The organism is Gemmatimonadota bacterium (assembly GCA_026705765.1).
Taxonomy (GTDB): domain Bacteria; phylum Latescibacterota; class UBA2968; order UBA2968; family UBA2968; genus VXRD01.
Map to the genome: position 1 here is coordinate 19,166 of JAPPAB010000106.1, position 25,228 is coordinate 44,393.

The window sequence follows — 25,228 nt, forward strand, 5'->3', positions numbered from 1 at the left end:
CCAGCCACTTGTGCCCAAAATCAAGGCGGTAGTCGAATCGGTAAATTTAACGCGAGAAGGAATCAAATCCCTTAAAGGCGAGGAGAAAGACCTTGCCGAAGAGTTGCTGACGCAGATTGAGAAGTTCCACCATAAATGGCAGACTCAAAAAGTTATGTTTCTGAGCGATCCTGATGACGACGAGACTGTAAATCTGAAAAAGGAGATTATCAACGACAAGCAAGATAAGAGTGGAAAGAATGTGGCGTTTGTAATGCGTCATGGATACGTGACCATGGAGTCACTCAAAACGGCAAGCAAGACCAGTGAATTAAAGCAGAGGGAATAGTGAATTTTAAAAAATCTTGACAGAACAATTAGATTACCCTTTTTATTTAACCATGCCTGAAAAATGCCACCGCAGATATTTTTGTTCCCAGAAGTTACAAAATCGGACAACACTACTGGGAGGTGATTCTTTATGAACAACGAAAAATTTGATGCGCGCTTTGCACCTGCTTATGGCGTCTCAGAAGCGGCTCGCTATCTAAATATTCCGCCTTCTACGCTCAGGTCCTGGATATCAGGCGTTCGGTATCACTCTGACCGACGCAACTTTGAACCCGTTATTATTGTACCTCCATCAGAAATCGTACAACTATCCTTTGTCAACTTAGTGGAGGCCCATGTCCTAGTGGCACTCCGCAGAGTCCACAAGGTGCGTTTGCAGGATATCCGGGTAGCACTGGACACGCTTGAAAATCAATTTCCAAAGCAACCTCACCCTCTGGCTTTTGAAATTTTCGCAACGGATGGAAAAGATCTGTTCTTAAAACATATCGGGCAGCTTATCAATCTCTCCAAGCGCGGACAACTGGAAATGGAAGAGGTCATTGACATGTATCTTCATCGTATTGAGTATGATACAAGTGGACCCGTTATCTTGTATCCCTTTACACGAGGCCCATTCCAGGAAAATGATCAACCGAAAGCCGTCTTGATGAATCCTTATATTTCTTTTGGCCGTCCTGTGCTTGCGGGAAGAGGTGTGCCGACAGAATTGGTCTTTGAGCGGTTCAACGCAGGAGAGTTAATAGACGCACTGGCTGAAGATTATGGCCGTAAGAGATGGGAGATTGAAGAGGCTATTAGGTATGAATCGGCCAGAAGCAGAAAAGCCGCTTGACCTTCCACCCATTTTTGTGGATCGCGCTCTTGACAGTCCTCGTTTTACTGAGCCATTGCGAACAACACAGGTCAGAATTGGACATCTCACAGGGTTCCTGGAGGTCCACGCACACAATGACCTTTTCGCCCCGGATACGCGCGATGAAACATGGATCAACCATTGTGGACAAAACGGATGGATTGTATTTACAAAGGATCGAGCAATCAGATATCGACAAATGGAGAGGCAAGCTGTTCAAACATATAACGCACGGCTTTTTAACTTAGCAACGCGCAAGAATATGACGGCTGAGGAAAATGCCCAAGCGTTTCTTAAAGCGATTCCGCGAATTGCTCAATTTGTAAGGCGACATAGGCCACCTTTTATCGCAAAAGTCTCCCGATACGGCCAAGTTGAAATGGTTCTCAATCTGTAAAAGTCAAAAAGCGCAGTTCCTTTGCAAAGGAACTGCGCCTATTTTATTATATGGACCGGGTAAAGACCGCAAAATAAGTGCGGGTCGGAGATTGCCAGCGGCCTGGTCCGTTTGGGGAAAAGCAAAGAGCGTGATCTGACCTTCCTGGATCATCTAAAAGATTCCTTGATATCTGTCAGTGTATAAGTCGCTTTCTCATCTTCCATACCACGCATCGCTGATGTAAGAGATAAGTCGGTCCACATCGTATCTTCTTCACGGTCCTTCGGTATTTTGTGCCGCGATTTAAGAAATTCGACAAAATCGAGAACTTCCTGCAGTACAGGCTCTGGAAGAGTTTGCAAATGTTGAGAAATATGATCTAATGTTGTCATAACAAAATCCTCAAAAAAATGGGCGAACACACAGACCCGCTCCCCATAATCACCCTGCCCGAACGCGATTGATCTTACTCGCTGCGACCCCCGCCCCAAATCCATTGTCGATATTGACCACGGTCACGCCCGACGCACAACTGTTCAACATACCCAGCAATGCCGCCAGCCCCTTAAAACTCGCCCCATATCCCACACTGGTCGGCACGGCAATAAGCGGCACATCGACCAAACCACCAACCACGCTGGGCAACGCCCCTTCCATCCCGGCCACCACGATAATCACACTCGCATCCAATAGACGTTCCTTACACGCCAGCAAACGGTGAATCCCGGCAACTCCTACATCGTAAAGTGTTTCAACCTCATTGCCCATCACCCGCGCGGTTTCCACAGCTTCTTCCGCCACGGGCAAGTCAGATGTGCCCGCAGACACAACCAGAATTTTGCCGACTGTTTCCGCAGCGGGAATCTCCCCTGCGACGACCACTGTACGGGCGAGCGCGTTGATATTTGCTTCGGGATATTTTGCGACCAGAGCGTCCCGCATCTCTGCATTTGTGCGCGTCGCCAGCAGTGTCGCACCCGATGACACAATGCGGTCTGCTATAGCGGTCACTTGCTCAACCGTCTTTCCCTCGCAAAAAATGACTTCGGGAAACCCCTGCCTCAGTGTGCGATGGTGGTCAATGCGCGCAAAACCAAGCTCTTCAAATGGCAAGTGCGCGAGGTGTGCAAACGCCTCATTCACATCTGTTTGACCCTGTGCAACAGCCTCTAACAACGCGCGTATGCGTTCTGGTGTCACGCCGCCACCCCCGCTTTGATCTGTCCCAGCAAATCCATGAGATGATTCGGATCGTCTTCTGTCATCAATGTGCGGCGATAAGGAGTAGCGCCGGGCACACCCTTGATATATGCCGCGAGATGCCGGCGCATTTCCAGGACGCCATAGCGCAAACCCTTAAATGCGATAGACGCCTTGAGATGATGAACAGCCATTTCCAGACGGTCTCTATCCGTTGGTTCGGGCAATAATTCTCCCGTATTCAGAAAGACTTCCATGCGCTTGAAAAGCCATGGATTGCCAATAGCCCACCGCCCCACCATCACCAGATCGCAACCTGTTTTCTGCATCATCTCCTTTGCAGCCTCTGGCCCGCGCACATCGCCATTGCCGATTACGGGAATCGAAACCGCGTTTTTGACTTCCGCGATAATATCCCAATCTGCTCTACCAGCAAATTTCGCCTCGCGCGTACGGCCATGCACGGCAATTGCCGCTGCACCAGAATCTTCAGCAATCCGCGCAACTGCAACTGCCTGATTGGCTTGCGCCCATCCACTTCTAATTTTCAGCGTCACGGGAATATCCACGGCGTGCACCATTGCGGCAATGATCTGTCCCAAAAGATCAGGCGTTTTGAGCAGCGCCGCACCTGCATTTCGCGTCACGATTTTTTTTACCGGGCATCCGCAATTGATGTCGATAATATCCGGATTGCGCTCCGCCACAACCCGAGCCCCTTCGGCCATGACCTCGGGTTCTGATCCGAACAACTGCGCGGAAATCGGAAACTCATCGGCTTCAAAATCGAGATATTGATTCGACCGCTCACTGCCCTCGGCCAGCCCTTTGGCACTGACCATCTCCGTGACCGCAAAACTCGCGCCCTGCTGCCTGCACAACATGCGAAATGACCGATCTGTAATACCAGCCAATGGCGCCAGTGCTGTCCGCCCGGGAATATTTACATTGCCGATTTTTATGCCCATATCATCATTCATCCCGATAACTTTCTCGCGCTTCTAACAATACGTTTGACAATTGTTCGGCAAATTTCACCTGACTATTGTCTTCGGGTTCATAGCCAATTTTCTTTCGCGCATTGGAGATCGTCCAGAAATTGTGCGAATTGCCGCTAATACCATAAAAAATTTGAAACGGAATCCCATATTCATCTTCGATATTTTCAGCCTCAATGCTCTTCACAATCAACTGCACCTGATCCCGAATGCTCAAATACGCCCCCAAACCCCGATGCATGCTTTTCAAATTCGTGGATTTTGCGCGATCCATATCGGTCTCGCGCGGGCCACCTATCCGAATCTGCACATTCTCCAGCTTCTTCCCGCCGTTCATCAATCCCGTTGCAAAAGTAAAGCCCAACAACTCGTATTGCGCCTTTGCCCAGCCGTAATAATTGTCGGAAAGCGGGTACATCTCTGGCGTTACAAATTCCTGCTTGCCTGCCCAGATCAGATTCTCGTAATAATCTGCCGCGTGATTTGAACTGATGATCACAGCGCGTCGAACATTTTCCTCCACACACGTCTGATACACATTGTGCGCCATATCGATATTCGTCATCTCTGCCCAGAAGCGATCTTTCTGGTCTCTTGCCCGCACAAATCCGCAGTGGATAATCGCATCTTGCCCCCTGAAATACTCCCGATAAGTATCCCGGTCCCGATTTGTCAAATCCGCAATCACCACATCACTTACTTCCTCGCCCTGGCGATTGGTCGTCTTCACGTCTAAGACCGTCAGATCATATCGCTCGCGCAATGCAGGCAACATCCGCCCGGCCACATAACCTGTTCCCCCCGTAATGAGTACTTTTCTCTTCGCCATATCAACTCCTCAAATCAATCATCACGACAATGGAAATGGCATCCCGACCTTTGCAAAATGTCCAAATTGGTCTTCTCCGCGTAGCACAATAGGCTCCCAGGACTGCTTGTGTGAATTGAGCGTGGTCTGTTTGACATGCGGAGGAATAAATCGCACGGTCAGTCCGCATCGCCGCCGGTTTGACTGATTGGGATTGCTCGCATGAAATAATTGCCCGTCGTGAACCGACATCTGCCCGGCCCTCAACACAATATCGACCGCCGCGCTATCATCGACATATTCATCGGGAATCTCCTGATTAATACTCAGCAAATTGCCTTCGCGCACTGACTTGCCGTGTACTGCAATCCCATTTTTGTGCGATCCCGGGATAAAGCGCATACACCCATTCTCCACATCCGCATCATCAATGGCGATCCAGGCCGTATGTGCAATAGGCGGTTTCAGACCCCAGTACGTAATATCCTGATGCCAGGCCACAAATATCTTTGCCTCTGGATCGGGATATTTGCAAAAGAAGTGGGTGGATAACAGCATCACATTATCGCCCATCACGGTCTGCATCACGTCCAAAATCCGTTTATCTGTTGCCAGTTGCCAGATAAATGCCTCGTCAAAATGCCGTCCTTGCAAACCGATCTGACATTTTTCTTTGCCTTCTCGCGCTTCCAAATCGTCAAATAACGCGCGAAAATGCCCGATCTCGCGTTCTGAAAACACATCAACTTCTGTCAAAAATCCCTGCGTCTCATAAGTTTCGACCATAGAGTCTAAAGGCATAGTGCATTCCTTTCGTGAGCATTGGTGAACAGTATATAAACTATATCGGCTGTCTTTTTTGCGCAACTCGTTTTCCAAATTGCTTAAAAAAGAACCGGTTCAAAAGCGATACAATGCATAGTGCTCGCTATCAAACCGGCTTCTAACCGTTTATATCACCTGCTCAGACGCCGATCTCGCGCAAAAAAGACGGACTCAGCGTACCGCGCGCCACCTCTGCCACAGGTCCCGCCATTGTCAGATTAAACGCTTCATCCACATCGATCATCAACGTGCCTCCAGGCGCTTCTACCGTCACGGGTGATGCGACCAGTCCCAAACGCACCGCAGCACTTGCCGCAGCACATGAAGAAGATCCCGACGCCTGAGTTTCACCTGCGCCGCGTTCCCATATCAAAATGAAAATTTTCTGGTCACCCGTGGGCACGACCAACTGCACATTGGTTCGCCTCGGAAAAATCTCGTGGTTCTCCAACTCAGGTCCCAGGCGCAACAAATCATCGCGCGTCCACGCCTCGCCCCTCGGCTTAAACACCACGCAATGGGGATTGCCCACGCTCACACCCGTAAACACCATATCCTCGCCAGCAGCGGTAATCGGCTGTTCGATCAGTTCTTCCACCTCGAGCGAACAGGGCAATGCCCCTGGTTTAAACGTCGCCTCCCCCATCTCCACAGTCGCCGCACTCGCATCGCCCCATTCGTCGATATGCAAATCAATATGAACCAGTCCCCCTGGCGTATCGACTGAAAATGAGGTTTTGTCCAACTTACCAGTAGCATGCAAATACCGCGCAAAAATCCTCAACCCATTGCCCGATTTCTCCGCCTCGCTGCCATCTGGATTCCATATCCGCAGCCCAAAATCCGCGCGGTCAGACGCTTCCAATGTCAAAATGCCATCACTCCCCACCCCCCAATTGCGATCACAGATTTTCTCAATGCGCTCTGGCGTCAATTCAAACGTCAGTTCTTCTGGATCCATCACCAGATAATCATTGCCCAATCCATGACCCTTAAAAAATCCGTTCTCCATAATTGCTCCTGTTTTTGTAGTAGTCTGAACCCCTAACTAACGACCACCGCGACCCGATGCATCGAATTGTTGAGATACCCCTTCAGATTCCAGGTAATGGCGTGCGGCTGACTTATGCCTTGTGAATCGGTCGCCCTTGCCCAGATCTCGTAATATCCCGCTTTGGGAAATGCGACCTCCGCCCGCCAGTTCTGCCACGCATACGCATTCACTGGCTCGTCGAGCTTCGCATCAATCCATGTTGCGCCAAAGTCGATTGACAGACGGACAGCGTCAACCTTCCGGTCTCCTGCCCAGGCATGTCCGCGCACTTCCAGAGACCGCCCTGCCATCTTGTGACCAGTAGCTGGATTTGTAATTAACGACTTAACCTTCATGGCGTGGATAATCTCGAAGTCCTTCTCATCTACTTTTTCCCCAGGCACTATCATCCGATTGGGGATCCGATAATCCATTCCTGTCATTTTGGGACCATCGTGAACCTGATCTCGCAACCAGATGCGGGTCAACCATTTCTGCGAGCAAGACCCCGACCAACCGGGAATGATCAGGCGCAACGGCGCACCATTCATGGGATGGATCGGTTTGCTGTTCTGGGCAAAAGCGATGAGGTTGTGCTCATCCATCGCCTTCTCAATCGGCACCCCGCGCGAGAGGGGAAGCCGTCCTTTCTCACCAGAAACGTGGGTATCGGCGCCCACATGCGCGGTATAAACCACATTGTCTTTCACCCCGGCAGCCTTGAGAACATCGGATAGGCGAACACCAGTCCACTCGGAACACGCCACAGCGCCATAGGTCCATTGACTACCATCCGCAGGAGGCTCAAAAAAGGCGCGTCCATTGCCCCCGCACTCCAGTGTCAGTGCTCTATTAACAACTTCAAATCGCTGTTTGAGATCGTCAATGCTGAGAGTCAGGGGATTATCCACCAGACCATCAATCGTCAGTTTCCAGCCTACTGCATCCGTATTCTCAGGCGGAATGCCATTGTTGCGAATAAAATGTCTCTCAGTCGGCGTAATAGCGTCATCGAGCAAGTGCGGAGGCGTTTCGGCATTCAATGGATGGTCATTGAGCACGGTCAAGCCATCCTTACCCTGAATCATATCCTCCGAAGCGAGCACGACAGGAATAAAATGCGCCGGAATATTGCGATGAAAAGGAATCGCCGCCCCGACCATTGCCCCCATCACCGCCAACCCAGCCTTCTTCAAAAACCCACGCCTGTCGGGATATGTCTCGCGGCCAAACAACAAGTAATCAGCCTCATCGGGGTTGCTCTGATAGAGATCGAATAAACCTTGTTCTTCAGTGTTTTTTTGCATTGTCGCTGCCTTTTCATCTGTACACAGAATACCCTCTAATTCTTCAAAGCCTCCACTCAGAAATTTTTCCAAATAAACCTTACTGTTGCAGAGATAGGCACACTAAATGGTTTGAAACCACTGCTTATTGACAGTAACTTGTTCAACCAACTCAGTATTTACACCAAGCTGTAAGTCCTTCAACATCCCAGCAAGTGCATTACCGTCAATGAGATCCAGCGGCGGCGCACCATCGCGCTGTGCTTCAGTCCAGGCGTCTCGAGTGAACCTTCCCGTAGTTATCAATAAGCCCTTGTCGGCTCGGCCAACCATAGCCCCTCTAAAATCTCTAACTGTGGATGCCGTCACCGATCCAACATAACGTTTACACTGGAATATCACATGAAATGAAAGGAGGTTACCAAGTTTGACCACACCACGTCCATCAATACCACCGTCGCCAGCTTGCCCCGTGACCTCAACCTGAATAAAACCAGACTCCCGCAAGATGCGTTGACACAATCTTTCAAAGGCATCCGGCGAAATGCTCTGAACAACCTGGATAAGCTCATCCTCCCAACTCAAACTGTCCTTATCTTCCTCTTCAAGTTTTGCTTCGTCGCGTTCCGCTCTGGCTTGCTGGAAGAGTTTCTGCACGAATTGCCTGACTACTGTAGGGTCAACTGTCTCTGTTTGGTGTCCCTGCGACGTTAGTGCCCAGACACCGCGTGCTGAGTTCTCAAGTAGGCCGTAATTTTTCAGGTAATTTCTTGCCCATCCAAGACGGTAATTAAGCGTAGTTAGGTTGCCCTTATGTATGGTGTTTATATCTTCTTCCGACAACCTGAGAATCTGAGCGACGCGATCCGACATCTCAGAGATAGAGCAAGAACCGCCCAGTTCGCGCAGGGCCTGTAATACGGGGTTGAACATCTTCTGGAACTGTGGTAATGCCATGGATTCTCCTTTAATTTCCTGATTTGCTCTTGCTCTCAGGAATGCGCTTACCAGCCATCGCATAGTTGTCGGTGTAGGTCAGATATAACTCTATTAATTTACATAAAAAAACGAAATTGGTAGGGTGTCCGCCTTAGGCTTGGCATACGCTTGACCACCCGCGCGAGTACCTTCGCATAACCCATAGTAACCGGCAACGGGTCATACAGTGAGTCATTGTTCCAATTCATCTTTGAAAGCCCCAACACGGCACGTGCCGTGTCGTCCCACAACCCATGGCCAGCATGACGCACCAACCTCAAGGGACGAGGAGTACTCCTGGAACCTTTAAAATAAGATCCTCTCTCACTGATATTTCTCACGTCACCATGTGTCCATAGAAGAGCATCTCGGGGCCCAAGGTCAACCAGGGTTCCACGCGAAACTGGATAGGCAGCGGGATTCCCCTTAATACCACCTGCGGGCTCATCAATGCGCACACCGCGCCACCCCACATCTTCAACTACCTGCACGAGATCAATCGCCTCGCATAGGTGAAATGCCTCCATGCAACCTTTGACTTCATCTGCCTTGAACTCAGTGGTCTTATGCACCATAATCCGTCGAGGTAATCGCCCGGCGTGGCGTCGCCGATAGAGGTCGAGAGATCGGGACATTACCCGAAACATCTCAGTCCGTGATAGAAAGGGGTTATCACGATGCACTTCGACCTCATGGGCATTGTAGGCGATAAACTCCAAACCAGAACCCTCGGCATCGAACACCTGACTGCAGCATGTAACAAAACGTGGATTGTTAGATTCCATTGGACGAACTGCGTATGAAATGCCGATATACGCTGTTTCTGAATCGGACTCCGCCAGCTTCCAAGGGACTCCGCCAGCCTTGACATAGAGCGCTAGGCCAATACGCCACATGACACTGGCTTGGCACGAGTATGTGAGGGCGCTGTCTTCCCTCACCAGTTGAATGGGTAATCCAAGGGTTGCCGTTGTTGCCTTCAGGTGATCATGAAGGTCGAAGTCTTCATCGGATACTCCGGCATAGCCAGGATTCCATCGCTGAGGGATGTAGATGAAAAGGACATCAAACTTGCTCCTGTACGTCTGCAAACGCTGAATAGCTCGGACTAACCGATCAGCTAATACAATGTGCGGACGCGGCGAATTATTAAATTCGGTCTCAAGTTCCTGATCAAGTTCAATGCGGCAATCACTATCTGCCGCTCCCATATGCACACCAAAGACAGTCCGAAAACCCGGCCATTCGGGGAGATAATCCTTGCGTTCTCTCGGTATGTGCGTCGACTTAAGGCGCGTCATGAAGCTATATAGGTGGTTACTTTCCCCGGCGGGTGCCAAGGTCGCCACTCGGATTGGATCAGGTAATATGCCCGCGGAGTATGGGCCAAATCGCAATAGCCCACGCAATGGATGAATCTCACGGTCTGAAGTACGATCTGGATGGAAGATCAGGCTTGGCTCCGGTAGCCAGATGTGCGGGGCGATCTCGCTGTTCATGATCCTACTCTCCGTGAGAATCCTGTAATAGGAGAAAGGCGATAGACCGCGTCTATACCATCGCCGATATCCAGTGCCCGTAGATCGTTTTGAGGCTAGCCCAAGTGACGACTCCAGAACTCAACCAGATCGTTGAGTTGGCTGTTATAGCGTTTGACACTGCGTTCTCTACCGAAATCCGCTGAAATCATCTTGTTTTCTTGAGTGATACCATCGAATACGGTTCGTGGCTCTATCAGCAACCACAAGCGATCATCGGCCCAATCTAGGCGTATACCGATACCCTCGCGCCAGTGAAGCTCGGGGCTACCAGCAACTGTTCCAGTAAGCGTACCTACTAATTTCTCCAATTGTGTCCAGGTACTTGATTTTGGGTCGGTTGGGGCCAATAAGTCCGCTCTTCCGCGCCGTACAACCTCCAGACCGCGCTGACGTGCGATTGCACGAGTTAACGCTTCTCGAAGAAGACCTCGCTCGCTCGATTCATACCTTTGACGCTTGATTTCGAACGTATGAAGGTCAAAATCCGTAATGCCATGGGGCTCAAAAGCAGTGCGTACATCTGCATCGGCACCAAATGCCAATACTCCGGCTTGGGAACGTGCAGCGATCACGTCGACGCCAGTGCGCTCTATCGCCTCTCGCACTTCGGCGGTGCCACCAATGTCACAGACGACGCGTCTACACACGCTCGGCAAACCAGTCACTGGCACAGCGTTGAAACGTACTACTGGCCAGCCCTGCCCGCCCGTTGGGCGTGGCGCTGCACTCCAGTGTCGGCGTTCTGAAGCAAAAGCGTCGAGCGTTGTAGTGTCGATGTCATCTATTTGGCGAATCAGATCCCGCAATACTTCGTCAAAGTTATCAATAGACACTATGCCCACTTCTATTCCCTTCTCATCTGCCTTGGCCAACAATTCACGAACGCGCGGCAACGGCTGACCTTCCCCGTGATGCAACCAAAATAGCCCCGCCGGAAAGGCACCTGGCTGTTGAGTTGCTTCATCAAGAGCGTCCATAACTGAATCGTCACGACCACTATAGCCAACTACTACAAGTCCAAACCTACTACAGGAATCAATGAGAATATTTCTTAGATGTGTATCCTGGTGTCGCAGTTCTTCAGTGGTATTCTTGAGTCTCCGTGACTGAAAATCACCATGCAGCTTCACTTCCACCGGCCATCGCCCCTCATGAATTGCCTGCTCCCCTAATTCAGGCGCATCAAGGGCTACACTCGTCAATGAACCAGTTGTGTCATAAATCTTGGCGCAAGCGTCTGCCACCATGGCATCAAAATTCGTTGTCCATATCAGACGTGTACGATTGGCGCGCATCAGAGTTGCGAGAGCCAAGTGACCGTATGATGGTTTTGCACCTGCTAGCTTTGCATTAATATAGGCACGCCGATCTCCTTCGGATGGATACACCTCTTCAAATAGTGCGGCATATTCGCCGGGATCCCCAGCACAAGGCAACCGCTTAAAAGAGTCAATGTAGGTCTGTAATTGCACCTGGATAGCCGGATTTGAGAGATCTGCCACAGATTGGCGCGATACCTTGCGCTGACTGACAAACAATTCCTGTTTGAATTGCCAGATCATGTCCGTCGCGGTAGGAAGACCAGCGGAGGCCGAGGCACCAGCACCAAGCAACCACATCAGATTGGGCGAACGTATAGAGAAGCGTCGTGCGAAGTCGTCCGAGTTGATTTGAGGAAGTAATGACTTAGTATTCATTGGTTTTTCAAGACCCTTTTCCCGATGACGTAAAGCGTATATCCCACTCCGTTAATGAGAAATCTCATTGTTTGTCACTTTATCATACCGTCGGCTGTAGTTCATAGCGCTTGACCTTGATCTGATCTTCATTTTTGCGCGCTTGCACCAGATTATAGGCAGTCTGACGGCGCAACCAGAACTCGGCGTTGGACCATCCAGCCTTCTCCAACCGAATAGCCATCTCCGGTGAAATAGCCGCATGACCGTTCAGTACACGTGAAAGCGTGTGACGGGCTACGCCCAACACCTTCGCTGCTTCGGTAATATTCAGACCGAGGGGCTCCAGACAGTTCGCTTTAATACTGAGACCCGGATGAGGTGGATTCTTCATAGCCATGGCGTTTATCCCTTGTTAGTGATAATCAACCAAATCGACATCGTACACGTCACCTTCTTCAAAGCGAAAGATGATACGCCAGTTGGCGGAAATCGAAATACTCCAAAATCCTTTCCGGTCGCCCTTCAGTGGATGAAGCCGATACCCTGGAAAATTGAGGTCCGAGGGTTTGTTAGCCTCGTCTAAGTCCGCCAAAACGAGTGCGATCCGTTCTGCCTGATCAGCACGCACTCTGCTGGGATCTCCGCGCTCATACAATCGCTTGAGGCCCCGATGTCGAAACGTCTGAATCATAAAAAAACGTACCGTATATCGGTACGCGTGTCAATAACGAAATCAATACATGCCTGAATCAGGGCCGTGCTTACCACCAAAACATATCATATTGGCAAAAATATAATAAATGATTACTTTATCAAGTAGTAAAGGAGAAACAATGGCTGGTGAAAATTATATTGCCGCGAATATCACTCGGCTGAGGCTGGACCGACAATTGACCCAGGAGGAACTCGCCCGAAAAGCGGGCATCTCACTGATGGCACTCAGAAATATCGAGCGAGGAACTGTCGTCCCGCGTGCCCGTACCCTCACCGATCTTGGAAAAGCACTACGGGTTCCGATTCGCGACCTCGTGACACCTGTGCAGTCTCTCGAGACCGTGCGATTCCGACCTCAGTCACAGATACAGGAAGATCGCCTTTTGCGACTCGTGCAACAAGCACTTGAGCAGGAGCACATCTCACTCGGACGTGCCGCTGAGATTCTGGGGCTAAGTCGTGAGGAAATGAGAAGGTATGCACGTGAGTGGGCGAGGTAGATGGCGATGGCTCAGACCGCGCGGACACAGATGTGCCCATTGACTACCGCGATATGGACATTCACTATTGGTTCAAGCTTTTCTGGATGGTTCCCAGGTCTCGATTGAGGTCTTCGAGATCGTATTGGGCTGGTACTTTTCTGGCACGCGCATAGTCCATCATCTCCCACAAGGAAACACCAGCATCGCGAGCCGCGCGTGCAAGTGTGAGCTTTCCATCCCCGTATAGACGGGCGTAGTGCTCCAACTTCCATTGCTGGACTGCTTTTGCCAGCAAGCGCCTCACAGTAGTCGAGCGATCAGACTGCTCGACATCCTCAATGAATTCCAATTCACGTACTAATTCCAGGGGGAGCCTGATGCCTACCATACGTTCCTTTTTCATAGCTTCGCCTCACAACAAGAAGACAGGTGATTCTATAAGTCAAGTTACAACTCTCCGAATCTCTCTTGCAGATTGATAACCTCGCCGCTTTGGGCTGACTCGTATCCCGCCTGCACGATGGCAAGGCTCTTCCGCTCGCTTCTTCCCGATGTCGGGCCTTCAGTTCCTTCCAGCACATAGTCCACAAAGTCCTCAATTTCCTCCGCAAATGCCGAGAGATCGCTTCCGGGATAGGAAACTTCCTCCCGCTGATCGTCATTGTTCTCACACCACACTTCACACGACTCTTGAGTCGCCTGCAACAGCCCTGTATCTCCGAAAACCATATAGCCACCCGGCGGATTTGGAAATTTCACCTCACAGCTTTGCAACACCGTCGTCTGAAATCCCGCGTCCATCGTCAGAAGTCCCGTCATGGTCCCTTCGACATCATCCCGCCGGAAACTGCGAGCGTGATGCTCTTTCATATAGACCGAAGTGACCTCTCCCAAAACGTATCGGAGCATCGCCATCGTGTGAATGCCGTGAAGCATCCATGTACCCGTTCCTCCTCGCTGTGGATTGGAAAGCCACTCGCGTCTTCCCGGATAAGCGTAGGTAGGCCGCGCCCGAAATCCCGACGACACCGACGCCGACACCACTTCGCCGATATAAATTCCCGTATCCACCACATGTTTCAAAAAACGCGCCATGGGATGGTAGGACATGCTCTCCGCGACATAGAGACGCACACCTGCGCGATCGGCCGCATCGATCATTCGGGTCGCATCCTCCACCGTCAGCGCCATCGGCTTTTCCACCAGCACATGCTTGCCGGCATCAGCGGCGGCGACCGCCTCCGGACAATGGTTGGGATGAGGTGTGCAGAGCGAAACCGCATCGATCTCGGGATCCATCAGCGCATTGTCGAGATCTGTGTACGTCTTCTCGATCCCGAACGCCTCCGCCATGGCTTTCAGATGATCCGGATCTCGATCCACCAGACACGTCACCTCAACCTTCCGCCCAAGCTCTCGTGCGCCCTCCACATGGTGGCTCCCCGCCCATCCAACGCCCACGACAGCCATTCGAACAATATCGCTCATTCAACCAAACTCCTGTACTCCGTTCAAGTATTATCTCCCCGACCACTTTCTTCCTCTACAATCTTAGCAACCGTATTCAGATGTCGTTGCGGCATTCCATTTCGATCTCTGGGCAACCGGTCCCCGATAAACTCGTCGAATCCAATCTGTTCCGCTATATCCTCTGCCGGGACTCCCCTACCCAGTGTCTCGCGAACGACCTCCCTAACACTCGCCAGATACCTGGCCTCCCACCGAATCCAGTCCTTCACCCGATCCTCGCCGAAGAGAACATCGCCGTGCCCCGGAACCAGAATATCAATATCGAGCGTCATGAGTTTGTAAAGAGAACGTTCCAGCACCTCGCTATTCCCCGCTCCAATCGCAGCCACGATACCGGTCACCACCGAATCACCTGCAAACAAAAGCCTATGTTCCTCTATGTAAATACTCACGCCATCCGGACTATGTCCCGGCGTCGGAAACATCCACGCATGCAATCCTCCCAAATCCATTCGAAGCTCATCTCGATAGGTAATAGTCGGCTGGATCACCCGGGACCGCGCCTCGGCCTCATCCACCCCCCAGCGTGTCGCCCACCCCGGTATCTGTTTCTCGATCTCCGCAGGCGTGAGAGCATGTGCGAAAACCTCCCCTTTCGCCAGAGGACCCGCGCCGAGAATATGGTCTCCGTGACCGTGAGTAAGTGCCAGTCGATTCGGCTCGAACCCGCTTCCGCGAATAAAGGAGGCCATAGCGGCCCCTTCATCTTCATAATTGCTCCCATCAATCGCCAGTGCCACCCGTTCTCCGATCACAATGCCGTTCTTACCATCCACAAAACGGCTATCAACGCTAAAAATCCCCGGGGCGAGTTCATTGAACATCAAGATCCTCCATATGCCGCCTTGCTACTGCACCCCGAACAGCGCGAAGGAGAAATTTGGTGCAGGATCGACCAGATCGCTTCTGTCCTTTAGATAACGGCGTTTTTGCTCCTCGGGCGGAATAGTCTCTATCTCCACAAAGCCAATTTGCGACATCTCATCATTCAATTCCTCGGGTGTAAACACAGACAACATCGGCTCCCCGCGACGAGCCACGAATCGGTCCAACCTGTCGGCGAAAGGCAAGCTCTCTTCGGGAATAAGATGCCTGGCGAGCTTATAATCGAAAACAATGCGGCTGCCCGGCGCGGCAACATCTGCAACGCGACCAAGCGTCTCCCATATGGCATCCTTTGTGAGATAATAAGTCGTTCCAAGCCAGGAAAAAAAGGCGGGCTTATCTGGATCAAAACCAGCTCGGAGAAGTGCCTCATTTAGCTGGTCGGTCTCAAAATCAATGGGAACAAATACCAGATTGGACGGAACATCGCCGTTGACTACACGCACCTGCGTCTCTTTTGTCGCCTGAGTCGCGGGGTGATCCAACTCGAATATCCGCACGCCATCTGCGAGTTCCTTGTGGCGCATGGAAAACGTATCGAGACCGGCACCGAGGATCACATACTGCCCGACGCCCTCCGATATCGCCCCCATAAGACGGTCTTCTGCATATCTGGCTCGCAGGATAACCTCGGTATGTATGGGGCGGAACGAGTGGAACACCTTGTGAACAACGAACCAGCTAAGCAATCTGTTCTTAGCGATCACACGCCAGATAAACGGCACCATGTCAACCGCGTAATCATCGGCAAAAACCGGGGATTTGCTCTGCTGATAATGATACGCGCGTACACTTGCTGCGAGTGCCGCCGTCTTGCTCGTCCTGTGCTTGTGTGCGGATATTCCAGATTGAGGTGAAGACATACTAATCCTTCTTTCGTCGTCAGCCCTGCTCAGACTCGCTCTTCCGCCCAGCGGACGACGGTTTCAGCGATCTCCACTGCATCCAGGTATTCCTGTTCCTCAACCGGATTGGACAAGCCTGGATAGCGTGTGATCACGGCGTATGGGGTCAATCCCTCTGCCTTGAGAACGCTCTCCGGGATGATTTCTCCCACTTCTTCGAGCAGCGACAACAAATGAGCCAGATCATGCACGTAAGGAAACTCAATGTCGCACTTGATCAGCATGGCCTTAACAGCTTTCTCGGCGGCCTGCTGAGCCTCGAAGCACAAGTCTTCCAGATAAGCATCGGGCACGCGGTTCTTCGCCAACGCGAGATTGCTTCTGGCGCGGTTCAACCACTCTCGCGGATCATCGGCCGGAAAACGCTCAGGAGGCTTCATAAACTATCCGCCCTTCCTTTAGGGCTGGCTTAATGATCAGCGCATGGCTATCCCTGAAGCGTTCCACATCTTCAGATGACACTACGACCGCATCAACCGCAACTCCGACCCCATGCAACTTCCGGTAAATTTGCGCCATGAGATTGCGTGCATCTCCTCCATCTTTGACGATGAGCAGATCGATGTCACTATTCCGCGTCATTGCGCCTCGCACGGCGGATCCAAAGAGTATAATTCGCTGCGGCTGTGCCACTTCCACGACACGCTTAATGATATCGTCCAACGTATTTTGGTCAAGCACCTGTTTCTTCATGGCATGTCCTGTCTTCTCAAACCAACATTGCCCATTTGCTCCGTTACTCTCGCCCGCATCAGACTGCTTGCATCAGTTCCACCAGAACTTTTGCTAGATCGTCACGTTCCACCATCTCCTGTTCCCTTTTGTCCAACTTTCCTGTTTTACCCACCCTCTCGTAACCCCTCTCCTCTGTTGCTTCGCCCAGAAGGGTGAAATACTGCATGCTGTCTTCCAAGTAATACATGATTGTCTCCACCCACGTCGTCGGGTGTACACTTATTTCTGTTGGATAAGGTATCTTGTCTCCGATGTACTTCTGCACTATGGACTCTAATGCCCTCCGCACGTCCTTATACCCCGTGTATTCTTCTGGGTCCTGTGCCAGTTCGTCTACTAGCACTCGTATCCGGCTTCCTAGATAATCCAAGTACTGCCGCTGGGTCTCGACCTTCACACCATCTGGCACGAGAACCCACAGGGCGTCGAGTTCCCCAAGTTCACCTTTCGGTTTCCACCACACCTTGCCTTCCATATCGTACTTTTTTTTGTTCCAGCTATCGTCGTTGTCGATCTCAGAGCGCGGACTTTCGCCGGCTCCGGTATCCTCTCGCTGCACAAATTTAAGCTCTCCTTGTTCGCTATCAGTTTCACGCGGTTTTTGGCGATTATTAGACGGCTCAGGAGTGCGTTCAAAAGGTGGTTTAGTTGATGCTCTCTCGCGTTTCTTTATTTTTGTCTTTTCCGCTTTACCACCTCCCGATGCACTCGCTGGGAAAATTCTCCTTTCTTCTAACATGGGCCACAGCTTCTCCAGCGCGATCTCCCTATTTGCATAAAAGGCCGATTCTCGGACCCGAAAGAACTCCCAACCACAACGCTCCAGTTGCCGCTGCCTCTCCATGTCCTTATCATACTGATCTGGACCGTGCCAGGTATCACCATCGCATTCGACCGCCAATCGCGCTTGCCCACCTTCGATGGCAAGGTCAATTCTCCTGCCAGCAAACTCAACTTGAGGTTGAACGTTATATCCTTTTCGTACGAGTTCCAGCGTAACGTCAATCTCGAACCAGCTATCGAAGGGGTCAGGTGGGTTAATGACCTTTCGATTGTCCTGTGCGGCCCGACGTTCGAGTTCCTCCCGGTCTATGCCAGCAATCGCTTGCGGTTTCGTATTCTCAAAGAATTTGAGCAATTCTTGACGCAGATCGGATGTGCTCAGATCGTTGACGGTTACAGAATGAAAAAGAAACATCTGATCTCGGGCACGGCTTGCCGCAACGTTGAACCGCCGCTCATCTGCCGGACTTGCAAGTGGGCCAATTCTCTCATTAGATGCCGCGACCATGGACAGGAATATAACGTCACGCTCATCGCCTTGGAAACTATATGAGTTTCCGCAAACGAGATGCCGCCGCTCCATCTCTTCTGCGCCTATTCGTTCAAGTAACTTTCCCTCAATCAACCTTGCCTGTGCTTCTCCCTGGAGAACAACAACGCCCATAGTTTTTTCGGAATATCGCCCGTCATCACATAATTCCAATATCTTCTCGACAATGGCGTCGGCCTCCGGTCGGTTCACCACCCCATTCCCAACTCCTTCGCGATACCCGCTTTCGATAAAGACGCGCTCCAGCGGGTTCAAGCGCTCAGGCCCATATTGCCGCAACGGGATTAACGGCGTGTCAGAATAGCAGAGACCATTGCTGAAACGAATAATTTCTGGCATGCAGCGGAAGTGCTCACGCAGAGTGATATGCCCTTCGTCATATAGCCGTTTTCCATGGTCGAACAGGCTGCTTTGAACGGCAAAAGAGTCTTTGAAGTCAAAATCATATAGTAAGTCGTTCATGAGACGATGTACAGCATCAAGAGGTAAGCCAACAGCATCGGGACTGATCTGCTTGTCATCCCCAACAATGAGTACTTTTTTGCCCAGATAAAAGAGTGGCAATGCCTCTGGTCCGCATTGCGATGCTTCGTCAATAATGACCACATCGAATATACCGGGAGCAGGGTCCACCGTATCCCAGATGCGGTGTAGTGGCATGACCCAGGCCGGGACTGCCTCACGGCATTTGTTCAAGTGCTGCTGTGCATCCCGTCGATGCTTTGGAGCGTGCCTCCCGGTTCCTTTCCCAAGACGACCCATTGCTTGCTGCCAAGCTACCATGTGGCCGCGATGGCTACTTTCGAGTCGCGATAAGCAAAACGACCAAGCATGAAGTTCTGCAAGTTGTGCAATGACTCTGTTAATTTCATCCTCAATCTGGTGCGAACGTATAGCAAGGCTTGGGGCATCTTCCTTCTTTATATATTCATCGATCCAGAACCTTGCTTGAGCCCAATGCCAGGCATTCTCTACCTGTTGAACGCGCTCGTCCCAGCAAGACTTAGTGCAGCTTTGCTCCAATTCTACGGTGAAATTCGGCACAAATTGGCGCAGCTTCTCAATGTCTGCATCCAACTTTCTCATCTTCTGACATTCATCCTTTAGACTTTGTGTCGCCTTCGCGACCTGTTTATATCCTTCGATATCTCGATTGCGAATCGCCTGAAGCAAGTCGCTTACAACGGAATGGGCATTAGTCCTCCCGGCAAGAGACCCTATTGGTTCTTCAATCTTCAGAATCGCCTTTTCAGCCAATTGCTTGAGCGCGAACCTGCAAGAGGCAATCAATTGATCAATCTGAGCCTCGTCATTCCAATCAGGTGTTCGGAGAGCGGGGCACTGTCTCAGAGACTCAATGCAATCATCACGTCGTTTCCCAAGTGACAGAGCATCGGCAAGAGCGTCGCACATTTCCTTGAGCTTCTGGAATTGTAAGGCATAAGTGCCTTCTTGTTCCTCATATCCCACCCAGACTTCCCAGGCCTTTTCAAGCTCAATAAGCACGTGAAAAAAATCAGCCGCAACTGACAAATGGTGGAGATTGGAGCAGAAACTACCATCCACTTGAACAGTTTTGACTATCTTGGGACGGAACGGCCACCAGCCGAGTTTTCCGCCATTTTCCAAATGCCTTTTCAGATTGCTGACATCTTCATATAGCGTCCTGATGTCGGCCTCGTCTGGAAATTTGATGTTCGTTTCACGAACTACGGAAAGGCGCAGCTCTATAGCGTCTATTGCCCCTTGCGTCACAAGATGACGTTCAAGCCACAGTGATTCATTACCACTGGCGATATCGCGCAAGGCGTTGCTCATCCACGAATATGGCGATATTGATAACTGACGCCTCAAATCGCTGAAAGCGGTAAGAGAATCGTGAATTTTTCTTACGCTTTCAGCATCGATATCCGATAGCGCATCTGCATCTTGTTCGTTGCCCTCAGTGGACGATAGTTCATGTTCGCGGTGCGCTCGTCTCTCTGAATCAACAAGCTCGGCAAACTGCGCGGCAGACGATAGTTCGTCAGGCCATACAAGATCCAACTCTTGCCGTTTTTCCAAGCTGAAGTGACGCAACTTCCTCAATAGGTCTCGCAATTTATCTGCGGTGATCGGACATGTCTTGTACAAAGGGACGGTGTCGGTGAACCAGCTATAGACGCTGCGATCCTGATTGACTGACTTAGCTATACGCGCTGCGGTACCTCGGTAGGTCCCTTCTGCAACGGATTGAGAATGCGTTTCGGATTCTCTGATGTCGCGTAGGCGTCTATCGACTTTGGCTTTCTCTTTTCGCAACTCTTGTAGCTTGTTTTCGAGCGTCTTGATTTCGCTTTTTGCCCGGTCCTCGTTCCAATCTTCGCTCTTGCGAAGAATTCCGCTGACGCTCAATTCGAGAGATTTCCCTTCTTCCGGTCCCGAACCCAGTAGATTGATGTATAGCGGATGTAACTCTTCTGGCACAAGTCCGTCGAGAACCTGGAGCGCCCGCGGTGTCTTGGCGGTGATAAGCGTTCTCTGCCCTGTCGCGAGCAAGTGGCAGATGAGATTCGCAATCGTGTGGGATTTTCCAGTGCCCGGCGGTCCCTGTACGAGGACGCCACTGGTAGTTCGTATCTTATCTACGATGCGACGTTGTTCTTCATTCCAGGGTTTTGGAAAGAACAATTCACCATCGAAACTACTGTTCGTTTCGCCGGGGTCCTGCTCTGAAACATCACTATCACTGTTCGTCTGAATCTCAGCAAGGTCCTTAAATTGAGAAGGAAAATCCTCTCCATCCTCTATTTTTCCCTTAATTCGCTTCAATGTCTCGGTGAGGCCCCTTACGGATCGTTTTCTCAATATAAGAGCCGGTGCATATTCAACGACTGGTTTGTCCAATGTCAGGTTATTTGTCGCTTGCAGCGTGCTATTGTATTCGCCTTGAGAACTGATTGAATGGACGAGGGCCTGAAGAACACCTTCGACGCAGCTTCTGTTCCAGGGATCATCGTCCGCAGCCTCAGATAGCGAAGCCTTTGCGTTTTCTTCGGCGCGTTCGGGTTGTTCCTCAATGTCCAACATATCCAGTTCAGGTCGAACGTTTGCGCCATCCGGCAGTGGCCGTACAGTGAACTTGCCTAATTTCGCTTCAAATTCGAGAGCGGCGTTTGCGACAATCAGGTGACGGCGGACTCGCTGACCGTTCGGCGTTTGCCAGATAAGCAGACCGAGCGCGAGGACAAGTTCGTACTCCTCACTAAGCCGAAGTTGCTCCTGATGGATAACAAAGAGCGTTGTGTAAACGCTATGTATGCTTTCCCAGTCGTTATGCTCTTCCATCCATGGCAGCCAATGTTCTTCGACGTATTTATCCCAAGCCTCCTGAACATCGGGATAATCTTCAAGGCGTTCGATATAAAAAATAAATTCAGGCTGATCGGTCCCCTCCTGCCAATCGAGATTTTTTACCTGCTTCGTTATTTCAGGCAGGAGATCGGGAATATCGTTTTTGTCTCGAAGGGACTCGTCTTCAACCCAGTCTTCGCAGATAGAAGGAACGCCAGGCAACAGCGGTTCCTTCTGGTTCTGGATTTCTATCCACACGTCAGAATCGAAATCTTCGTCACGTCCCCACGCCTGTGTGAAACACCCTTTAAGCTTTGGAATATCCTTTAACCAAAGCACATTTTGATACTCGTCAACGTCCCTTGTGGTCCTGGTACGCAGCACTGCAAGCCGGGTCAGATATTCGACAAGGCGCATAACTTTGTCTTTGTAGTTATTTTCCAAGGGGAGCCTTCTCTGATTACGTCAATCCTTCCAAACCATCACCACGGCCATTGCTTCATCAAGGCGCGTGTACAACAAATCAAATGCGTCTGCGGCATCCTCATAATCAAAACGATGCGTTATCATTGCCTCCGTTTGAATTTTGTCTTCCATCAACAACTGGATCGCCATATCCGACCCCTGTGGCCGGTACGCGCTATTCAGATATCCCCCAATCAGGCGTTTGCCCTGAATTTTTGACGAATCCAGAGGCAGTGGCTCGCCCTCATACAATCCCACAACCTGCAATAATCCACCTCCCCGCACCATATCTTGCGCCTGTGCAAACGCCTGCGCGCCCGCGCGTCCCCCCACAGCTTCAACCACAACATCTGCACCCCGACCATCAGTAAGCTCTTTCACCGCTGCAATCGGATCGGTCTCGCCCGCATTCACCACAGCACTCGCACCCAACTGTTCGGCCAAATCACAACGCAGGGACAACGCATCGACCGCGATCACCCGGCAATCGTGCAAATGTCGTGCAACCTGCATACAGCAACTTCCCACCAGACCTTGCCCTAAAATCGCCATGGTATCTTTCGGACCAGCTCCAGTTTCCCGCATCCACAGCACCGAACTCGTAGCCAGAGGCCAAAAAGTTGCCGCCTCGGATGTAACCGCATCGGGTAGTGATACCACTGCTGGTTTATGGCGCGAATTGACAACCTCAACAGCCACGTACTCGGCATGCGGCGCCAGAGCCGCCACCCGTTCCCCCATCGAAAAATCATCGACCTGCGCGCCCACCTGCACAATCGTCCCAGCGAGCGAATATCCCATCATCTGGTGATCAATCGCTTCTTCTCGCACATACCGCCGCCAGATCTCAGATCCCCTGCTAATCAGCGTGCGTTCTGTTCTGATAAGCACCTCTGTCTGTCGAATCTCTGGCAACGGCACATCTTCAACCTCGACATGGTACGCGCCTTCGGGTTTAATCACGCGCTTCATGGAACACCTCCCGATGGTAGTGGTTTGTAGCAATCCATCAGTCTCCATCCCCCATCATCACCCAATCGTACATCTCCCCAGCCCGTTCGACAGCGAGATCTACATCTTCGCGCAACATCAACCGCTCCCCCACCAGTTCCCGAGCGGCTCGCGCCACACAATCCAGATACGCTTCTCGACTACCATAGCGTTGAGCAATCGATAATCGCGAATCACCCTCGCGCGCATCCTCATCGCGCGCAAATGGCACCCACATCCCATCCAGGCCAACAAGCGCATCGGTCGCGCCGCGTTGTCGATACCGCCATCCCGTAAACGTACCCAGGGGTGCGACCACCTCGGGCATGCGAATACCCGCGACCTCATTGCCATCTCGATCAACCTGGGGCACGCGCACCCCAAAAGGACGCCCTTTTTCAGGCGGCTCGATATCGATAATACCCGCATCCCACCTATCTCCCCAATTCAACCGCAAAGGTCTCCGCATGCGTCTGGGACTTGGCAAGTCGGGAATAGTGGGAAATTTCAAATCGTCTGCATCTACCAGAGAACCATCCGCAATGCGGCCATATCTGCTCTCGGGAGGATCAACGCCCTCGCGCACCCAGCGGTCTAACGCAACGAGAAGGGCGCGCTCTGCATAGCGAAAATTCACGGGATTTGGGGGCACTGCTCGCCCCGGCTTTTTGGGCACATCGCCCGGACCGTGTTTTGTACTTGCAAAATGATAAACGCGAACCGAAGGATGAACCTCCACATCCTCTTGTCCGTTCACATCTGTGTGATTCAAAGACGCACCGCGATTCCAGTATTCGGTTGAAGTATTGGTATAAAAAATGCGAGGTGTCACCCCTGCGGCGTCACAGCGATCCAACAAACCGCTCTCTTCTCGCGTTTCCGTATCTATCTGCGGCAAATCCGTAAACGGAAACTGCTCCGTGGGATACAACGCATCAAAATGCGCGCTGGCATGCCGCGAAGGCTGTGCAAACCGATGATTAAACGATCCCCGTGCGCCGCCCGCAACATTGGCAAATACCCCATCGAAAACCTTTCGGCCAGCCTCATCCCCATTAAAACCCTCATACAACATGTGTCGCAAGAAACGCCCACTTTGCGACGACCCAAAAGCATACGCCCGCTCAATCGCATTGCCCAGCGGATTGCCATCCATCCCGTACTTCAAAAACGACACAAAATCCCGGGTTGCGGCAAAACCCGTTCCCATCACAGTTGGATTTTTGCCCGTATAAACCAGATTGTAAATGCGCCCCGGTTCAAATCCCTGCGGAAATCGGATCGCGGCACGCCCGTCTTCCAGCCGATCAAACGACCATTGATCGCGCCCAATTTCCTCGGCTTCATCATACGGATACGCCCGCACAGTGAGCACCGCATCGCCATCTTCTACGGGTTCATAGGGATCGTGATAGCGACTCCCCAAAGAATGCAAATCCGTCTCTGCATCCACCACAACCTCACACGACACAGGACCCGTAACATCAACCACTGGCGCGTCCAAGGTCATCAAATTGGTAGCGCCTTCTGCTTCAGGCGGCACATCGGCCTGCCAACCACACGCGGCAATCGTATAACCCTGTTGCATCAAAAAGCCATCGCCAAAATGTGCGGCAGTATCCGGCATATTCGATCCCGTTGACAGATTAAACATCGGCAAAATATTTTTGCGCCCCCGATTGACCACATTGTAAAACACAGTACTGTTGCCCCGGGCGACATCAACCGGCTTGAGCAAATGCACATCGGCTCGAAAAATCACCCGCCCGCTCTCGTCAACAGGCGCGAGATTTAAATCGATAATCGCCTCGTTTTGTTTGTGAGTGGGATCAAGCGCGAACCACGCACTGCCACACAGCGTTTCATAAGCGCCCACGGCACCGTACAATTTGCCATCAAGCACAGTTTCCCGAGCAGTAATTTCCAATTGCGTGAGCATTGAC

24 protein-coding genes are annotated in these 25,228 nt (G+C 51.3%); 3 read left to right on the top strand and 21 right to left on the bottom strand.

The window, feature by feature from the left end; genetic code table 11:
* Window positions 1-10 precede the first annotated feature (10 nt).
* Together OXH16_14865 and OXH16_14870 are read left to right on the top strand one after the other, a co-directional pair.
* Window positions 11-328, top strand: a complete 318-nt coding sequence (locus OXH16_14865) for a hypothetical protein (GenBank protein MCY3682680.1) — start codon at window positions 11-13, stop codon at window positions 326-328.
* A 132-nt stretch (window positions 329-460) separates the two neighbouring features.
* A complete protein-coding gene (locus tag OXH16_14870) occupies window positions 461-1,165 on the top strand; it encodes a DUF433 domain-containing protein (GenBank protein ID MCY3682681.1) in 705 nt (234 codons plus the stop codon).
* Between the two features lie 567 nt (window positions 1,166-1,732).
* Here the strand turns inward: OXH16_14870 and OXH16_14875 are convergent.
* The 12 genes from OXH16_14875 to OXH16_14930 form a co-directional block, all read right to left on the bottom strand.
* Window positions 1,733-1,957, bottom strand: coding sequence for a DUF2281 domain-containing protein (locus tag OXH16_14875; protein ID MCY3682682.1), 225 nt, complete (start codon window positions 1,955-1,957; stop codon window positions 1,733-1,735).
* A gap of 49 nt (window positions 1,958-2,006) precedes the next feature.
* Complete coding sequence (gene larB / locus OXH16_14880; protein MCY3682683.1) at window positions 2,007-2,765, bottom strand: nickel pincer cofactor biosynthesis protein LarB; 759 nt, start codon at window positions 2,763-2,765, stop codon at window positions 2,007-2,009.
* Complete coding sequence (dusB, locus tag OXH16_14885; protein MCY3682684.1) at window positions 2,762-3,745, bottom strand: tRNA dihydrouridine synthase DusB; 984 nt, start codon at window positions 3,743-3,745, stop codon at window positions 2,762-2,764. The genes larB and dusB overlap by 4 nt, the downstream gene beginning before the upstream one ends.
* Window positions 3,738-4,592, bottom strand: a complete 855-nt coding sequence (locus tag OXH16_14890; GenBank protein ID MCY3682685.1) for an NAD(P)-dependent oxidoreductase — start codon at window positions 4,590-4,592, stop codon at window positions 3,738-3,740. Before OXH16_14890 ends, dusB begins: the two co-directional genes overlap by 8 nt.
* Before the next feature lie 21 nt (window positions 4,593-4,613).
* Entirely contained in the window at window positions 4,614-5,372 is a 759-nt protein-coding gene (locus OXH16_14895; GenBank protein ID MCY3682686.1) for a phytanoyl-CoA dioxygenase family protein, read from the bottom strand.
* Between the two features lie 163 nt (window positions 5,373-5,535).
* Complete coding sequence (gene dapF, locus OXH16_14900; GenBank protein MCY3682687.1) at window positions 5,536-6,408, bottom strand: diaminopimelate epimerase; 873 nt, start codon at window positions 6,406-6,408, stop codon at window positions 5,536-5,538.
* Window positions 6,409-6,440: 32 nt separating this feature from the next.
* Window positions 6,441-7,736: a sulfite oxidase gene (locus tag OXH16_14905; GenBank protein MCY3682688.1), complete on the bottom strand. Its 1,296-nt coding sequence runs from the start codon at window positions 7,734-7,736 to the stop codon at window positions 6,441-6,443.
* A gap of 102 nt (window positions 7,737-7,838) precedes the next feature.
* Complete coding sequence (locus OXH16_14910; protein ID MCY3682689.1) at window positions 7,839-8,672, bottom strand: restriction endonuclease; 834 nt, start codon at window positions 8,670-8,672, stop codon at window positions 7,839-7,841.
* A 98-nt stretch (window positions 8,673-8,770) separates the two neighbouring features.
* A complete protein-coding gene (locus OXH16_14915; GenBank protein MCY3682690.1) occupies window positions 8,771-10,192 on the bottom strand; it encodes a hypothetical protein in 1,422 nt (473 codons plus the stop codon).
* Window positions 10,193-10,287: 95 nt separating this feature from the next.
* Window positions 10,288-11,931: an SIR2 family protein gene (locus OXH16_14920; protein MCY3682691.1), complete on the bottom strand. Its 1,644-nt coding sequence runs from the start codon at window positions 11,929-11,931 to the stop codon at window positions 10,288-10,290.
* An 82-nt stretch (window positions 11,932-12,013) separates the two neighbouring features.
* A complete protein-coding gene (locus OXH16_14925) occupies window positions 12,014-12,310 on the bottom strand; it encodes a HigA family addiction module antitoxin (GenBank protein ID MCY3682692.1) in 297 nt (98 codons plus the stop codon).
* Between the two features lie 15 nt (window positions 12,311-12,325).
* Window positions 12,326-12,604, bottom strand: a complete 279-nt coding sequence (locus OXH16_14930; protein MCY3682693.1) for a type II toxin-antitoxin system RelE/ParE family toxin — start codon at window positions 12,602-12,604, stop codon at window positions 12,326-12,328.
* 142 nt (window positions 12,605-12,746) lie between these two features.
* Between OXH16_14930 and OXH16_14935 the strand changes: the two genes are divergently transcribed.
* A complete protein-coding gene (locus OXH16_14935; protein MCY3682694.1) occupies window positions 12,747-13,127 on the top strand; it encodes a helix-turn-helix domain-containing protein in 381 nt (126 codons plus the stop codon).
* Between the two features lie 64 nt (window positions 13,128-13,191).
* On the opposite strand, the gene OXH16_14940 is transcribed toward OXH16_14935, so the two are convergent.
* Genes OXH16_14940 through OXH16_14980 form a run of 9 tightly spaced genes read right to left on the bottom strand, consistent with a single transcriptional unit; the run spans window position 13,192 to window position 25,224 of the window.
* A complete protein-coding gene (locus OXH16_14940) occupies window positions 13,192-13,512 on the bottom strand; it encodes a UPF0175 family protein (GenBank protein MCY3682695.1) in 321 nt (106 codons plus the stop codon).
* A 44-nt stretch (window positions 13,513-13,556) separates the two neighbouring features.
* The gene (locus OXH16_14945; protein MCY3682696.1) at window positions 13,557-14,597 is read right to left on the bottom strand and encodes a Gfo/Idh/MocA family oxidoreductase; all 1,041 of its coding nucleotides are present in this window, start codon (window positions 14,595-14,597) and stop codon (window positions 13,557-13,559) included.
* 23 nt (window positions 14,598-14,620) lie between these two features.
* Window positions 14,621-15,463, bottom strand: a complete 843-nt coding sequence (locus OXH16_14950; GenBank protein ID MCY3682697.1) for an MBL fold metallo-hydrolase — start codon at window positions 15,461-15,463, stop codon at window positions 14,621-14,623.
* A 24-nt stretch (window positions 15,464-15,487) separates the two neighbouring features.
* Complete coding sequence (locus tag OXH16_14955) at window positions 15,488-16,387, bottom strand: class I SAM-dependent methyltransferase (GenBank protein MCY3682698.1); 900 nt, start codon at window positions 16,385-16,387, stop codon at window positions 15,488-15,490.
* A 29-nt stretch (window positions 16,388-16,416) separates the two neighbouring features.
* Window positions 16,417-16,809, bottom strand: a complete 393-nt coding sequence (locus OXH16_14960; protein MCY3682699.1) for a HEPN domain-containing protein — start codon at window positions 16,807-16,809, stop codon at window positions 16,417-16,419.
* Entirely contained in the window at window positions 16,796-17,122 is a 327-nt protein-coding gene (locus OXH16_14965) for a nucleotidyltransferase domain-containing protein (protein MCY3682700.1), read from the bottom strand. The genes OXH16_14960 and OXH16_14965 overlap by 14 nt, the downstream gene beginning before the upstream one ends.
* A gap of 58 nt (window positions 17,123-17,180) precedes the next feature.
* Complete coding sequence (locus OXH16_14970; GenBank protein ID MCY3682701.1) at window positions 17,181-22,274, bottom strand: AAA domain-containing protein; 5,094 nt, start codon at window positions 22,272-22,274, stop codon at window positions 17,181-17,183.
* A gap of 21 nt (window positions 22,275-22,295) precedes the next feature.
* Entirely contained in the window at window positions 22,296-23,267 is a 972-nt protein-coding gene (locus OXH16_14975; GenBank protein ID MCY3682702.1) for a zinc-binding dehydrogenase, read from the bottom strand.
* 37 nt (window positions 23,268-23,304) lie between these two features.
* Window positions 23,305-25,224 (bottom strand): alpha/beta hydrolase domain-containing protein, encoded by a 1,920-nt coding sequence (locus OXH16_14980; GenBank protein ID MCY3682703.1) that lies wholly within the window; start codon window positions 25,222-25,224, stop codon window positions 23,305-23,307.
* Between the last annotated feature and the right edge of the window lie 4 nt (window positions 25,225-25,228).